Origin of the sequence: Micromonospora tulbaghiae, assembly GCF_900091605.1 — a bacterium.
In the GTDB taxonomy this organism is placed as follows: Bacteria; Actinomycetota; Actinomycetes; order Mycobacteriales; family Micromonosporaceae; genus Micromonospora; species Micromonospora tulbaghiae.
In genome coordinates, this window is the sequence record NZ_FMCQ01000003.1 from 122,495 (window position 1) to 136,851 (window position 14,357).

Here is a 14,357-nt window from a genome sequence, read left to right on the forward strand (position 1 = left end):
GCCGGGAGCCGGGAGCCGGGAGCCGGGAGCCGGGAGCCGGGCGCCGGTTGACTACGCCCGCTCACAGATCGGCGCGGGTGGCCGCGGCGCGTCGAGCCAGGTCGGGGAGGCGACGACCGGGCTCAGAGGACGTCGAGAACCTGGCACAGCCAGGTGCCTCGGCGGCGTTCCAGGCGTATCGCGACCGCCCAGCTCGCGCCTCCGGCACCGGCGAACACGGCGGTGGCCTCGACCGCGCCCGCGCGGGGCTCGCACACACGCAGGCGTCGCAGCAGCAGCGCCGGCCGGGCGGTACGGCGGCGGACCGGGGTCACCCGGCGGGCCGCGCGGGTCAGCTCGGCCGCCACCGGGCCGGCCGACTCGGGCAGGCAGAGCGGCCGGATCTGGCCGGGTGGGCGGAAGCCGTTCACGATCTCCAGGAAGGTGCGCACGAACCGGTGCGCCGCCCGCGCTCCCTCGGGTGTGGCGGAGGCGAGGGCTGATGCCTGCGCGCCGGACCAGCGGGGCCAGGCGGGTGCCGGGTCCGGGGCGCGGCCGGCGGGGCGTGCGGTGGCACGGCGACGCGGGTCGGCCAGGTCGAGCGTGAGCTGACCGACGGGACTCCAGAGCGGTTCCTCGTCGGTGCACGGCGGGTCGAGCGGCGGGGCGGGCCGGAGACGGACCGGCGGGCGGGGTGCTCGGGGACGGCGGGTGTCGACCATCTCGAATCCTTGCGTTTGCCTTCGTTTGCCTCCGACAGGCTCTCATCTTCCCGGACTAGGGCGGCCGTCGTCAATGGCAGGCGGTCCCCGGGCGGTCACTCCTCGTCGCGCTCGCCGAGCGGGTTGCCGCGTACCCACTCGGCGGTCTCGGCGTACTTGCGCTCGATGTATTCCTCCAGCCGGGCGCGCTCGACCCGCCACTGTCCCCGGCCGCCGATCTTGATCGCGGGCAGTTCGCCGCTGCGGACCATGTGGTAGACCTGCGAGTCCGAGACGTTCAGCTCGGCGGCGACGTCGGACAGCAACAGGAACCTCGACTCCACGGTGACTCCCGGGGTTGATTGCGTTTGCTTCAGTTTGCCATCACCTGGTGACATCGCCGCGCACTCGTTCGGGAGAAACGCCGGCGGGACACTTCACCCGCGCGGGTGCCGGGTGTATGACGGTCTCGGCGTACGGCATGATCGGCGCCCGGAGTCGGCGTCCGCCGACGATCGGCCTGAGTGTGGGAGTAACAGGTGACCGACGAGCTTGTCCGGGTGTACCTGCCGGCGACCGTTCCCATGCTCGCCCGGCTGCGCGAGGAGGGGCTGAGCGCCGAGGCGGCGCACGCCGTGACCCCGGAGCTGCGCGAGTGGTACGCCGAGGGCGACGAGGAGGAACTGGAGTACGTGGCCTTCACCCGGGCCGCCCAGGACGCGCTGCTCCTGCTCCGGAACGACCCCGCCGCGCCCCGGCGACGGGTGGTCGTCTCGGCCGACCTGCCGGCCCGTGCGGTCGGCCGGGTCAACGGCGAGCTGGGGTCGAGCGTGGTCCGGCCGGCCGGGCCGGTGCCGGTGAAGTCGGTGGCCGCGCTGCACGTGGACGGCGCGGACGCGGTCGAGGACGTGGCCGCGGCCGTCGACGTGGTGGTGGAGGCCCAGGCCGGCGACCCGGACGCCCAGTTCACAGTCGACGGCGCCGAGGACCACGAACTGGAGTGGTACGACGTGACCGAGCTGGACCTGCTGCTGCGCGAGGCCGGCTGACGGCCGGTTCAGGCCGCCGGCTCGTCCTCGTCGTCGTCCACGGGGCGCGGGCCGAGCGTGCGTCCGAAGACGATGAGCGTGGTCAGCGCGCCCACGAAGAGCACCCAGATGCCGTTGTCCACCCGTGAGGTGCCCAGCGCGGTCTGCGCCACCTCGTCGGCCTCACTGAGCGCGGCCGCCAGGTCGAGCAGCCCGCGGCCGCCGATCCGGATGATCACCTCGGTGAGCAGCAGGAGCAGGCCCGCGCCCGCCCCGGCGACCAGGTACGCCGGCCAGCGCAGCGGCGACGCCGCGCCGTCGCGGCGCTCCGCCCGGCGGCGGGACCAGGCGAGATAGAGGTACGCGGCCAGGCCGGCGAGCAACCCGGCGAGCAGCGACTCGGTACGCGAGACCCACTTCGCGGCGTCGAGCACCGACTGCTGGGTCTCCCCGGCGCCGAACAGCTCGGACAGCGGATCGCGGGCGCGGCTGAACAGCACCACGAAGATCTGCGCGGTGAGCGTCGCGAGGGCGATCGCCGCCACCACCCGGGCCTGGCGCGCGCCGGCCATCGCCCCGCCGATGATCGCTGCCGCCGCCGCGGTGCCGGCGATGGTGTTCGTGGTGGCGTTGTCCGCGTACGTCAGGTTGATCGCCACCGCGGCGACGAGCCCGACCAGGAGGCCGGTACCGACGGCGGTCAGGAAGCGCACCGTGGCGCGGCCCAGCCGGTTGGTCGCGAGCAGGGCGACAGTGGCGCCGGTGACCAGTGCCGCGGTGATGACGCCGGGCAGCGCGTACGCGGAGAGGCTGATCGCGGTGACGCCGGCGGCGGTCGAGTGGATGGCCTCGCGGGTGGACCAGAGCATGGCGGCGAGCCAGCCGATCGAGACCAGGGCGAGCACGATGGCACCGGGCGCGAACTCCGGGCGCCCCGTCGAGGCGGCCTCGTCCGTGCTCGCCTCGCCGGCCGACGGCTCGACGGCCTCGGGCTCGTCCGTCTCCGCGGCCGTGGAGCTGCCGGGCTGGTTGCTCATCGTCTCCCCTTCGACGGTCGCCGGATCGCCCCGCGCCGGGCCGGGCAGGTCACCGGTCATCCAGCGTACGCGGCGTGCCGCCGCCGCCCGGGCGGGCGGGGCGCGGGTCGCCCTCGGACGACGGTCGCCGAAGGATCAACGACTCGTCATCCCGTACTCCGATGTTTCGTCGGTTGTGGGTGGGCCGCGGCCGAAGGTCCGGAGACGGCCGGGCTGTCCGGTGTAGCGGGGAGCCGGGGCCCGCAGGGGCGTCTCGTGACAGAATCGGGCCAGGTCCCGCCGCCGCTGACCCCGCGGTGTCCGGCGTCCGGCCGCCGGCCGGCGCCCGCGGGTCCGGTTTCGCCGTCGCCGTCGAGATCGCCAGGAGCCTGTGATGGACGCCGTGTTCTCCGTACCCGAGCCGGTCAACGAGCCGGTACGCACCTACGAGCCCGGCAGCGCCGACCGGGAACGGCTCCAGCGGCGGCTGGCCGAACTGGCCGCCGAGCGGATCGAGCTGCCGATGACGATCGCCGGCGAGCGACGGATGGCCGGCGGTGCGTCGATCGACGTGGTGCAGCCGCACAAGCACGCCCACGTCCTCGGTGTCACCGGGCACGCCACCCACGACGACGCCCGCGCCGCGGTCCGGGCCGCGAAGGACGCCGCTCCGATGTGGCGGGCGCTGCCCTTCGAGGAGCGGGCCGCGATCTTCCTGCGCGCCGCCGACCTGCTGGCCGGCCCCTGGCGGGACACGCTCAACGGGGCCACCATGCTCGGCCAGTCCAAGACCGCCGTCCAGGCCGAGATCGACGCGGCGTGCGAGCTGATCGACTTCCTCCGGTTCAACGTGCACTTCGCCCGGCGGCTCCTGGCCGAGCAGCCGCTGTCCTCGCCCGGGGTCTGGAACCGCCTGGACCACCGGCCGCTGGAGGGGTTCGTCTACGCGATCACCCCGTTCAACTTCACCGCGATCGCCGGCAACCTGCCGTCCGCGCCGGCCATGCTCGGCAACACGGTGATCTGGAAGCCGTCCCCGACGCAGCAGTTCGCGGCGCACTTCACCATGCGCCTGTTCGAGGCCGCCGGCCTGCCGCCCGGTGTGATCAACATGGTCACCGGGCGCGGCGAGGAGGTCTCCGAGGTGGTGCTGGCCGACCCGGATCTGGCCGGCATCCACTTCACCGGCTCGACCAAGGTGTTCCAGCACCTGTGGAAGACAGTCGGCGACAACATCGCCCGCTACCGCGGCTACCCGCGGCTGGTCGGCGAGACCGGCGGCAAGGACTTCGTGGTCGCGCACACCAGCGCCGACGTGGACGCGCTGCACACCGCGCTGATCCGGGGCGCCTACGAGTACCAGGGGCAGAAGTGCTCGGCCGCCTCGCGGGCGTACGTCCCGCGGTCGATCTGGGAGGGTGGCCTGCGTGACCGGCTCGCCGCCACCGCCGACTCTCTGACCTACGGCGACGTGACCGACTTCGGCAACTTCGGCGGCGCGGTGATCGACGACAAGGCCTTCGGCCGGCACACCGCCGCGCTGGAGCTGATCAAGGGCGACGACTCCTGCCGCATCCTGGCCGGCGGCACCGCCGACGACTCGGTCGGCTACTTCGTCCGGCCGACGCTGTTCGAGTGCTCCGACGCCGCGCACGAGACGTTCACCACCGAGTACTTCGGGCCGATCCTCGGCGTGCACGTCTTCGACGACGCCCGCTTCGACGAGGTCGTCGCCCAGGCCGAGTCGATCGCGCCGTACGCGCTGACCGGGTCGATCTTCGCGACCGACCGCCGGGTGGTCGACCAGGTGGCGGAGAAGATGCGGTACGCCGCCGGCAACTTCTACATCAACGACAAGCCGACCGGCGCGGTGGTCGGGCAGCAGCCGTTCGGCGGCGCCCGGGCCAGCGGCACCAACGACAAGGCGGGTTCCTGGCACAACCTGGTCCGCTGGATGTCGCCCCGGACGATCAAGGAGACGTTCGTCCCGCCGACCGATCACGCCTACCCGCACATGGGCTGAGACGCCCGGAAGAGGGCCCGTCCCGGCCGGGGCGGGCCCTCTTCCTCATCCGACAGTGCACATCGGACCCGTCATCGGGTGCCGAAATGAGCAAATCCTGGACGCCAGAGCCGACAAAGTGGCAGCTTAGAGGGCATGGCGGAATCCGGAGTCAACCCGACGGCAGCAGCTCTGCTCGGTCTGCTGCACGACGGCCCGATGACTGGCGGCCAGTTGATGGCCGCCGCTGAGCGCCGGCTGGCGCCGTACTGGTCGATGACCCGCAGTCAGGTCTACCGGGAGCTGCCGGTCCTGGCCGAGAAGGGTCTGGTGCGACTCGGCAAGCCCGGGCCGCGGATGAGCCAGCCGTACGCGCTGACGGCGGCCGGGAAACGGACATTCTCCCGCTGGCTGGCGGAGAATCCCGGCAAGGACACCATCCGTAACCCGATAGCGCTACGGATCGCGTTCGGCAACCTGCACTCGTCGAGCCAGCTCAAGAACCTGTACGCCACGGCGAACGAGTACCACACCGAGGCGCTGGCGGCGGTACGGGAGCAGGTCAAGAACGCCAAGAAGGAAGGCGACAGCTACGACGCCAGCGCGCTGGAGTTCGCCGTCGCCTACCACAAGGCGGCGCTGTCCTGGCTGAAGTCCTCGCCGGTCGGCTGACCACCTGCAACAGGTAGACGGAACGTGCAGCAGTCTTTTCGCGCGTGACTGCGGGGCTCGCAAGCTCACTCCTCGCACGCGCAGCGCCGACTTTCTGCGCGTGACTGCGGGGCTCGCAAGCTCACTCCTCGCACGCGCCGGTAGTCTTGTCTGTCGTGACCGCTGCCGATTACGCCGAACAGCTCAAGGAACTCGACGCCACGCTGCGCAACATCGAGGCTGTGCTCGACCTCGACAAGCTGCGCGAGCAGAAGGCCCGGCTGGAGCAGGAGGCCTCCGCGCCCGACCTCTGGGACGACCAGGCCAAGGCGCAGCAGGTGACGTCGCAGCTGTCGTACGTCAACGGCGAGATCACCAAGCTCGGTGACCTGCGCTCCCGGCTCGACGACGCCGGCGTGCTGCTCGAACTGGCCCAGGCCGAGTCCGACCCGGGCGTGCTGACCGAGGTCGAGACGGAGATCGCCGGGCTGACCAAGGCCATCCAGGAGATGGAGGTCCGCACGCTGCTCTCCGGCGAGTACGACTCGCGGGAGGCGCTCGTCGCGATCCGGGCCGGCGCCGGTGGCGTGGACGCCGCCGACTTCGCCGAGATGCTGCTGCGGATGTACCTGCGCTGGGCCGAGCGGCACGGCTACCCGACCGAGGTCTACGAGACCTCGTACGCCGAGGAGGCGGGCCTGAAGTCGGCCACCTTCACGGTGAAGGTGCCCTACGCCTACGGCACGCTGAGCGTGGAGTCCGGCACGCACCGGCTGGTGCGGATCAGCCCGTTCGACAACCAGGGCCGTCGGCAGACCAGCTTCGCCGGGGTAGAGGTGCTGCCGGTCACCGAGCAGACCGACCACATCGACATCCCGGAGAACGAGGTCCGGGTGGACGTCTACCGGTCGTCCGGGCCGGGTGGGCAGAGCGTCAACACCACCGACTCGGCGGTGCGGCTGACCCATATCCCCACCGGCATCGTGGTCACCTGTCAGAACGAGAAGTCCCAGCTGCAGAACAAGGCCTCCGCGATGCGGGTGCTCCAGGCCCGCCTGCTGGAGCGCAAGCGGCAGGAGGAGGAGGAGAAGCTCGCCGGCCTCAAGACCGGCAGCACCAGCTCCTGGGGCGACCAGATGCGCTCGTACGTCCTGCACCCGTATCAGATGGTGAAGGATCTGCGTACCGAACAGGAGACGGGCAATCCGTCCTCGGTCTTCGACGGCGAGCTGGACAGCTTCATCGAGGCGGGAATCCGCTGGCGGAAGCAGCAGCAGCTCAGCGCTGACAGTGCGTGATCACGGTCGGACTGAGCGCGTCATCGATCTCGGTCTGACCGGGTAAATCGACGACGCGCACCGCTTCGGCGGGGCTGGGGGCTTGGCTCTGCGGTTACACCGCGTAGACTACCGACCCGTGATTCAGCTTGAGCAAGTGACGAAGACGTACCCGAAGGCGTCCCGGCCTTCGCTCGACAACGTGTCCGTCTCGATCGAGAAGGGCGAGTTCGTCTTCTTCATCGGTCCATCCGGCTCCGGCAAGTCCACCATCATCAAGTTGCTGCTGCACGAGGTCACGCCCAACAAGGGCCGGGTCGTCGTCAACGGCAAGGACGTCACCTCGATGCGTTCCTGGAAGCGACCTCACTTCCGGCGTTCCATCGGCTGCGTCTTCCAGGACTTCCGCCTGCTGCCGAACCGCACCGCGTACGAGAACGTGGCGTTCGCGCTGGAGGTGATCGGCAAGACGAAGGCGGTGGCCCGCCGGGTCGTGCCGGAGGTGCTGGAGCTGGTCGGTCTCGGTGGGAAGGAGCACCGCTACCCGCACGAGCTCTCCGGTGGTGAGCAGCAGCGTGTCGCGGTGGCCCGGGCGTTCGTCAACCGGCCGCTGATCCTGCTGGCCGACGAGCCCACCGGAAACCTGGACCCGGACACCTCGATCGAGATCATGCGCCTGCTGGACCGGATCAACCGCACCGGCACGACCGTCGTGATGGTCACGCACGACTCCAACATCGTGAACCAGATGCGGCGTCGGGTGATCGAGATCGAGAGCGGCCGCATCGTGCGCGACCAGGCCCGCGGCGTCTACGGCTGAGCCGGACGACGTTCCGTAGACCCTGACGACGAACCCTCACGCCGGAGAGCCGGAGGAATATCCCGATGCGGATGAAGTACGTCCTGTCCGAAGTACTGGTCGGGCTGTGGCGCAACGTCACCATGACCATCGCCATGATCATCACAATGGCGGTGTCGCTGTTCATGCTGGGCGGCAGCGGCCTTCTCTACCAGAAGGTCGGCGACATGAAGGACCTCTACTACGAGAACGTCGAGGTCTCGATCTTCCTGAAGACCGATGCCACCAAGGAACAGGTCGACGCGCTGGGTCAGCAGCTCGGCCAGGACCCGCTGGTCAAGGACTCGACGTACGTCAACAAGGAGCAGGCGTACGAGCGCTTCCAGCAGATGTACGCCGACGCCCCGGACCTGGTGAGCGCCGTCAAGCCGGACCAGCTTCCCGAGTCGTACCGGGTCAAGCTGAACGACCCGGAGCAGTACAAGGCGATCTACGACAAGTACAAGGCCACTGAGGGCATCGACACGATCGTCGACCAGAGCAAGCTGCTCGACAAGGTCTTCGGCGTGCTGAGCGGCTTCCAGAACGGAGCGCTCGCGATCGCCACCGTGATGGCCATCGCCGCCCTGCTGCTCGTCGCGAACACCATCCAGGTCGCCGCGTACAGCAAGCGGCGCGAGGTGGCGGTCATGAAGCTGGTCGGCGCGTCGAACTGGTTCATTCAGGCGCCGTTCGTGCTGGAGGCGGTGGTGGCCGGTCTGTTCGGCTCCATCCTCGGCCTGCTCGCGTTGATCGGGGTGAAGGTGGTGGCGGCCGGCAGCTCGATGGCCGCCCTGGAGGGCCTGATCACCCCGATCTCCTGGTCCGAGATCTTCCTGACCTTCCCGCTGATGGCCGCCGTCGGTGGCGTGGTCAGCGCGGTCACCGCCTGGGTCACGCTCCGCTTCTACCTGCGGGTCTAGTCGCCCGTACGGCTCTGCCAAGGGCCCTCCCGCGCCGGAATAAACGGCGCGGGAGGGCCCTTGTGGTTCCGGTAGCATGATCTCCGCTCGCCGGCCGGTGGCCGGCGAGTCGATCAGGAAGGGGGTGGCGCCGATGCCACGGGAAAAGGGTCGCAAGGTGGTCGCCTCCAACAAGAAGGCACGCCACGACTACGCCATCCTCGACACGTACGAGGCGGGCATGGCGCTCACCGGCACCGAGGTCAAGTCCCTACGGGCCGGGCGGGCGTCGCTCGTGGACGCGTTCGCCCAGGAGCGCGACGGCGAGATCTACCTGCACGCCATGCACATCCCGGAGTACGCGCAGGGCACGTGGACCAACCACGAGCCCCGGCGTACCCGCAAGCTGCTGCTCAACCGGCTGGAGATCGACCGGCTGCTGGGCAAGCTCAAGGAGAGCGGCCTGACGCTCGTGCCGCTGCAGGTCTACTTCTCCGACGGCTGGGCCAAGGTGGAGATCGGCCTGGCCCGGGGTAAGAAGTCGTACGACAAGCGCCAGGACCTCGCCAAGCGGGACGCCGACCGGGAGATCGCCCGGGCGGTGGGCCGGCGCGGCAAGGGCATGGGTGAGTGATACGTCCGGTTCGTCCGGCTGCCCGCGTCGAGTGGGCCTCGGGATGAATCCGGTTGCGCCAGGCGTTAGGCTTGGTGTGCTGCCGACAGGGGCAGCGCTACGAGGGGGTGACTGGTTTCGACTTCGTACGCAGCGACAGGGGAAGCGAGCCGAGGAAGCCGACGTCGTCTCGAGAATCGGTCGTCGGAAACCAATAAGCGCCAAGAACAATCGCGCTGACTTCGCTCTCGCCGCCTGAGGCGAGTAGCAAGTCTGTCGGCCTGGGAGCGCCTTCGACCCAGTTAGCCGGCATCAGCTAGAAGGCTGGCCAACCGGACCCGGTCGCGGGGTCCGTGCGGCGAGATCAATCAGCGACTGGGCCCGTCACACCAACTTGCTCGCGTGAGCGGTGGGGCCGAGTAGAGGCATAGCGAGCTGCGCTCGGAGAAGCCCTGACAAACCGGCGAAGGACCCGGGTTCGATTCCCGGCACCTCCACCACACGACCTGTGCGCCTCGGTCCACCCGGACCGGGGCGCACAGTCGTGTCTGGGGTCGCTGAGACCTCTTGGGGCGGCTGTTGCAGACGGGGCAGATGAGGCGGCCCCGACGGCTGGACAGGTCCCCGAACCGGGTCCACCATCGCCATACGGGTTCGCACCCAGCAGCGGGAGGTGTCCCATGGTCACCAGTCCGATCCAGCAGCCGACCGCAGTGCTCCCGAGCGCCGCCGGTGACCTACGCGCCCTCGGGCGGGCGCCGGCCACCGGGCCGCGCTGGCGGGAGCGACTTCTCACCGATCTGAACCCCGTCCGGCGGGGCTTCACCGAACACGTCCGCGTCACCGAGGGAGCGGGTGGGCACTACGCCGACCTGGTGCGCGCCGCGCCCCGGCTGGACCGGGGCGTACGCCTGCTGGTCGGCGAGCACGCCGCGATCAGCGCGGCGCTCGCGGCGCTCCAGCACGCCGTACGCCTACCCGGGGTGTCCGCCGCGGAGGTGCGGGCCCGCACCCGCGACCTGCTGCGCGCGCTCGACCGGCACCGGCGCCACGGCGCCGACCTGCTCTGGGAGGCGTACCAGGCCGACCTCGGCGGCGAGGACTGAGCCCGGGGGAACCGGCCGGGACGGGCCCGCGTCCAACCGGCATGCGTCGCGTGCTCGCCCTGCTCGGTATCCCGTTGCTGGCCCTCTCCGCCTGCGCCACGCCCGGCGCCGATCCGGGGGTGGCCCCGCCGGCGGGCCCGGACCAGCGGCCCGCGTTCACCGAACGGGCGCAGGAGGTGGCCGCGGGCTGGCGGCCCGGGCCGGGCTGGCGCGACGGGTACGTGCCGCTCCAGGACCCCACAGTGCTCACCGGCGACCCGGGCTTCACCGACGAGACGAAGGTGGCGTTCGGGGCCGGCTGGTACCGGGACCAGATCGCGATCCCGGCCGCCGTGCCGAAGGACGGCACCATCCGGTTCCCCGACGGCACACTGCGGGTGCCGCTGGTGAGCGCCGCCGACGCGTACGCCCAGCTCCGCCAAGGCGACCCGCCGCCGTGCGACGGGCGCCCGGCCGCGCCGGACCCGGCCCCGACCGGGCGGCCCGGCCCGAACGACCCGGTGTCGACCTCGGCGCCGACGCCGTGCGTCCCGCTCACCGTGACCGAGGTACGGCTGGGCAGCGCGCCGGTGTGGACCAGCCGGGGCCGCGCCGAGGTGCCCGCCTGGCTGTTCACCGTGGACGAGCTGGCCGTACCCGTGGCCCGGATCGCTGTCGCGCCGCGCGTGACCGGCCGGGTCCCCGGCGGCGCGGTGCCCGGTGAGCCGCTGCCGAACGGTCTGGTGTCCGCGCAGCAGCTGCGGGCGGTCGAGGGCAACCGCGTCGACTACCTGCTCGGCGTCGGCGCCTGCGACGGTCCACCCACCCCGCTGGTGCTGGAACGGCCGGACGTGGTGGTGATCGGCGGCGCCGTGGTCACGTCCACCGGCACCTGCACCGCACAGCTCGTGCTGAAGCCGGTGAGCGTCACGCTCAACGCGCCGCTCGGCGGCCGGGCCGTGCTGGATGCCGCCAGCGGCGCCCCGCTGACCGTACGGCCCGGCTGAGGCTCACAGGATCCGCGGCACGTCGGTGCTGATCGGCACCGGCAGCACGGTCGGCCGGTCCGCGGCGAGCGCGGTGGTCAGCGCCGCACCGAGCCCGTCCAGCGTGGTCACCCCACCGGCACAGCCGTAGCCGTGCGCCACCGCCGTGACGTCCAACCCGGGCAGGTCCAGCGCCGGCACGCCCGGGGTGTGCTTCAGGTCGGCGAACGCCTTCAGGATCGCGTACTGCTGATTCACCGGGACCACGACGGCGAGCGGCAGCCGCAGCCGCGCCGCCGTCCACAACGCCTGGACCGAGTAGTGGAACGAGCCGTCGCCGACCACCGTGACCACCGGGCGGCCGCGCCCGGTGTCGCGTTCGGCGAGCGCCATGCCGACCGCCGCCGGGAGCCCGAAGCCGAGACCGCCGCTGGCCATCGTCAGGTACGAGCGCGGCCGCTCGATCGGCAGCCGGCGGCGCAGCGCGGCCAGGTTGGACGGCGACTCCTGCACCAGCACCCCGTCCGCCGGCCACGCGTCTGCGAGCGCGGCGAACAGCGCGTCGGCGCTCGGCGGGTCGGCCGGCTCGGGCGGGGCCGGCTGCGGTCGCGGTGACGGCGCCGGCCGGTCGGTCGCCGGCAGCAGCTCCCGCAGCGCGGCCATGGTCAGCCCGGCGTCGCCGAGCAGGCTCTCCCCGACCGGGGCGCGCGCCGCCTCGTCCGGGTCGTCGGTGACGTGCAGCAGCCGCGCGTCGCCGGGCAGGTAGTCGCCCGGCACGTGCGGGTAGTAGCGGAACACCGGCGCGCCCACCACCAGCACCACGTCGTGGCCGCGCAGCGTCTCCGAGAGCGGCCCGATCGCGTACGGCAGCACGCCCCGGAAGTGCGGGTGCCGCTCGGGGAACACGGCCCGCTCCGGCGCCGGCGCGGCCCAGACCGGGGCGGCCAGGCGTTCGGCCAGCGCGACCGCGTCCGGCCAGGCGTCCGACCGGTCCACCGCCGCGCCGAGCACCAGCGCCGGGGCGCGGGCGGCGGCCAGCGCCTCGGCGAAGCCGCGCAGCCGGTCCGGGTCCGGCGCGATCCGGGTGGCGACGGTACGCACCTGCGGCGGCGGGTCGGCCGGGCGGTCCCAGTCGTCCATCGGCAGGGAGAGGAAGACCGGGCCGGCCGGTGGCTGCACCGCCGACGCGTACGCCCGCATGAAGGCCGCCGGGATGTCCTGCGCGCGGGCCGGCTCGTGGGCCCACTTGACGTACGGCTGGGCCAGCTCGACCGCCCGTGGGCTGGCCAGGCGCGGCTCGATCAGCAGCATCTCGCGGGTCTGCTGGCCGGCGCTGACGATCAGAGGGGTCCGGTTGTGCCAGGCGGTGACCAGGTTGCCCATGCCGTTGCCGGTGCCCGGCGCGGTGTGCAGGTTGACGTGCGCGGGCCGGCCGGTGCCCTGGGCGTAGCCGTCCGCCATGGCGACCGCCGACGCCTCCTGGAGCGCGTGCACGTAGTGGAAGTCGGCCGGGAACTCCTGGAGGAACGGCTCCTCGGTCGAGCCGGGGTTGCCGAAGACCGTGGTCAGGCCGAGCGCGCGCAGCAGGTCGTAGGTCGCCTCCCGCACCGTCGCCATCGCCGGCTGCCTCCGTTTCGCACGCGGATGCCGGAGCCGGCCCGGTGCCCAGTCTCCCGACCAGCCGAATCTATCGGGCCGAAGGCGACTTTTCGGGCGCTTCCCGTGCTCAGGGCAGCGGGAACGGCAGCTTGATCCCGTCCAGCGCGCTTCCGCACCCGCACTCCCGCTCGGCGGGCAGCGCGGCCACAGCCTCCAGCAGCAGCCCGCGCAGCCGGTCGGTGTTCTCCGCGAAGACCCGGAACACCTCCTCGTGGGTGACCGACTCGCCCGCCTCGACGCCCGCGTCCAGGTCCGTGACCAGCGCGATGGACGTGTAGCAGAGCGCCAGCTCGCGGGCCAGCACCGCCTCCGGGTGACCGGTCATGTTGACGATCGTGCCGCCGATCGAGGCGAACCAGCGCGACTCCGCCCGGGTCGAGAAGCGCGGACCCTCGACCACGACAACGGTCCCGCCGTCCACCGCCGGCACGCCGCGACCGGCCGCCGTGTCCAGCAGCGTGCGCCGCCCGGCCGGGCAGTACGGGTCGGCGAACGACACGTGCACCGCGCCCCGGTCGTAGTAGGTCTGTGCGCGCCCGCTGGTGCGGTCGATCAACTGGTCCGGCACCACGAACGTCCCCGGGCCCAGCTCCGGCCGCAGCCCGCCGACCGCACAGGGTGCCAGCACCTGGCGTACGCCCAGCGACCGCAGCGCCCACAGGTTGGCCCGGTACGGGATCAGGTGCGGCGGATACCGGTGATCGCGGCCGTGCCGGGGCAGGAACGCCACCCGGCGACCGCCCACCTCGGCGACGGTGATCGGGCCCGACGGCTCGCCGTACGGCGTGTCCACCACGTGCTCCACGCCGTCGAGCAGGGCGTAGAGACCCGACCCGCCGATCACCGCCAGTTCGGCCTGCGCCGCCATCCGGCCCTCCCTCGATCCGTCGTGATCACCCGCCCGTCAGACCTTAACCAGCGGGCCGGACGCAGGCTATGGTGCGTGACATGGCGTTGACAGGGTGGACGGTCGACGGCCGCGAGCCCGTACGGGCGCACGGCTGACGGGTGTCGGACATGCAGAGTGAGGGGCAGGCGATCGGTGGCCGAGCCATGGAGTCGATGACCGGACGACTGCTGGTCGCGACACCAGGGCTCAAGGATCCGAACTTCGACCGTACGGTCGTGCTGCTCGTCGCCCACGAACCCGGCGGCGCCCTCGGGGTGGTGCTGAACCGGGCCACCGAGGTCTCCGTGGCCGACGTGCTCGGCGACTGGAGCGACCTCGCCCGCGACCCGGCCGTGCTGTTCGAGGGCGGGCCGGTGCAGCCCGACTCGGCCATCTGCCTGGCCCGGATGCGGCACCCCGTCCGGCCCGTCAAGGGCTTCCACCGCGTCTCCGGCGCGGTCGGCACCATCGACCTCTCCGTCGACCCGGAGAAGCTGCGCGAGGCCGTCGGCGGGATCCGCGTGTTCGCCGGCTACTCCGGCTGGGGCGCCGGGCAGGTGGAGCGCGAGATCGAGGAGGGCTCCTGGTTCGTGTTCGACGCGCTGCCCGGTGACGCCTTCGTCGACCGGCCGGATGATCTCTGGCCGATGGTGCTGCGCCGGCAGGGCGGCATGATGGCCGCGGTGGCCCACTTCCCGCCGGATGTGGCGCTGAACTGACCCCCTCGGTGG

At 71.9% G+C, this 14,357-nt stretch carries 15 protein-coding genes and 1 other RNA gene; 11 read left to right on the forward strand and 5 right to left on the reverse strand.

Annotated elements, in window-relative coordinates:
• Window positions 1–122 precede the first annotated feature (122 nt).
• Complete coding sequence (locus GA0070562_RS09500; RefSeq protein WP_091418735.1) at window positions 123–701, reverse strand: Rv3235 family protein; 579 nt, start codon at window positions 699–701, stop codon at window positions 123–125.
• Between the two features lie 95 nt (window positions 702–796).
• Window positions 797–1,024, reverse strand: a complete 228-nt coding sequence (locus tag GA0070562_RS09505; protein WP_013474124.1) for a helix-turn-helix domain-containing protein — start codon at window positions 1,022–1,024, stop codon at window positions 797–799.
• Between the two features lie 195 nt (window positions 1,025–1,219).
• Here GA0070562_RS09505 and GA0070562_RS09510 point away from each other — a divergent pair, with 195 nt between their 5' ends.
• Window positions 1,220–1,729 carry a DUF6912 family protein gene (locus GA0070562_RS09510; protein WP_091418737.1) on the forward strand — a complete coding sequence of 170 codons (510 nt, stop codon included), beginning with the start codon at window positions 1,220–1,222 and terminating at the stop codon, window positions 1,727–1,729.
• 8 nt (window positions 1,730–1,737) lie between these two features.
• On the opposite strand, the gene GA0070562_RS09515 is transcribed toward GA0070562_RS09510, so the two are convergent.
• On the reverse strand, window positions 1,738–2,745 hold the full coding sequence (locus GA0070562_RS09515) for a hypothetical protein (protein ID WP_091420178.1): 1,008 nt from the start codon (window positions 2,743–2,745) through the stop codon (window positions 1,738–1,740).
• Between the two features lie 373 nt (window positions 2,746–3,118).
• Between GA0070562_RS09515 and pruA the strand changes: the two genes are divergently transcribed.
• The 9 genes from pruA (at window position 3,119) to GA0070562_RS09560 (ending at window position 11,099) form a co-directional block, all read left to right on the forward strand.
• A complete protein-coding gene (gene pruA, locus GA0070562_RS09520; protein ID WP_091418739.1) occupies window positions 3,119–4,747 on the forward strand; it encodes an L-glutamate gamma-semialdehyde dehydrogenase in 1,629 nt (542 codons plus the stop codon).
• Window positions 4,748–4,882: 135 nt separating this feature from the next.
• The gene (locus GA0070562_RS09525; RefSeq protein WP_091418742.1) at window positions 4,883–5,398 is read left to right on the forward strand and encodes a PadR family transcriptional regulator; all 516 of its coding nucleotides are present in this window, start codon (window positions 4,883–4,885) and stop codon (window positions 5,396–5,398) included.
• 155 nt (window positions 5,399–5,553) lie between these two features.
• Window positions 5,554–6,675 carry a peptide chain release factor 2 gene (gene prfB / locus GA0070562_RS09530; RefSeq protein WP_091418744.1) on the forward strand — a complete coding sequence of 374 codons (1,122 nt, stop codon included), beginning with the start codon at window positions 5,554–5,556 and terminating at the stop codon, window positions 6,673–6,675.
• A gap of 118 nt (window positions 6,676–6,793) precedes the next feature.
• A complete protein-coding gene (gene ftsE / locus GA0070562_RS09535; RefSeq protein ID WP_013284225.1) occupies window positions 6,794–7,474 on the forward strand; it encodes a cell division ATP-binding protein FtsE in 681 nt (226 codons plus the stop codon).
• Window positions 7,475–7,539: 65 nt separating this feature from the next.
• Complete coding sequence (gene ftsX / locus GA0070562_RS09540; protein ID WP_091418746.1) at window positions 7,540–8,415, forward strand: permease-like cell division protein FtsX; 876 nt, start codon at window positions 7,540–7,542, stop codon at window positions 8,413–8,415.
• A 133-nt stretch (window positions 8,416–8,548) separates the two neighbouring features.
• Window positions 8,549–9,028: an SsrA-binding protein SmpB gene (smpB, locus tag GA0070562_RS09545; RefSeq protein WP_030271124.1), complete on the forward strand. Its 480-nt coding sequence runs from the start codon at window positions 8,549–8,551 to the stop codon at window positions 9,026–9,028.
• A gap of 103 nt (window positions 9,029–9,131) precedes the next feature.
• Window positions 9,132–9,507, forward strand: a transfer-messenger RNA (tmRNA) gene (gene ssrA, locus GA0070562_RS09550).
• 180 nt (window positions 9,508–9,687) lie between these two features.
• Window positions 9,688–10,113, forward strand: a complete 426-nt coding sequence (locus GA0070562_RS09555) for a hypothetical protein (RefSeq protein WP_091418748.1) — start codon at window positions 9,688–9,690, stop codon at window positions 10,111–10,113.
• Window positions 10,114–10,154: 41 nt separating this feature from the next.
• The gene (locus GA0070562_RS09560; protein ID WP_091418750.1) at window positions 10,155–11,099 is read left to right on the forward strand and encodes a hypothetical protein; all 945 of its coding nucleotides are present in this window, start codon (window positions 10,155–10,157) and stop codon (window positions 11,097–11,099) included.
• A gap of 3 nt (window positions 11,100–11,102) precedes the next feature.
• Here GA0070562_RS09560 and mdlC read toward each other — a convergent pair whose 3' ends face one another.
• Both mdlC and GA0070562_RS09570 read right to left on the reverse strand, forming a co-directional pair.
• Window positions 11,103–12,695: a benzoylformate decarboxylase gene (mdlC, locus tag GA0070562_RS09565; RefSeq protein ID WP_091418753.1), complete on the reverse strand. Its 1,593-nt coding sequence runs from the start codon at window positions 12,693–12,695 to the stop codon at window positions 11,103–11,105.
• A gap of 109 nt (window positions 12,696–12,804) precedes the next feature.
• The gene (locus tag GA0070562_RS09570) at window positions 12,805–13,605 is read right to left on the reverse strand and encodes an S-methyl-5'-thioadenosine phosphorylase (RefSeq protein WP_091418812.1); all 801 of its coding nucleotides are present in this window, start codon (window positions 13,603–13,605) and stop codon (window positions 12,805–12,807) included.
• Between the two features lie 149 nt (window positions 13,606–13,754).
• On the opposite strand from GA0070562_RS09570, the gene GA0070562_RS09575 reads away from it, so the two are divergent.
• Window positions 13,755–14,345 carry a YqgE/AlgH family protein gene (locus GA0070562_RS09575; RefSeq protein WP_091418814.1) on the forward strand — a complete coding sequence of 197 codons (591 nt, stop codon included), beginning with the start codon at window positions 13,755–13,757 and terminating at the stop codon, window positions 14,343–14,345.
• Window positions 14,346–14,357: the final 12 nt, after the last annotated feature.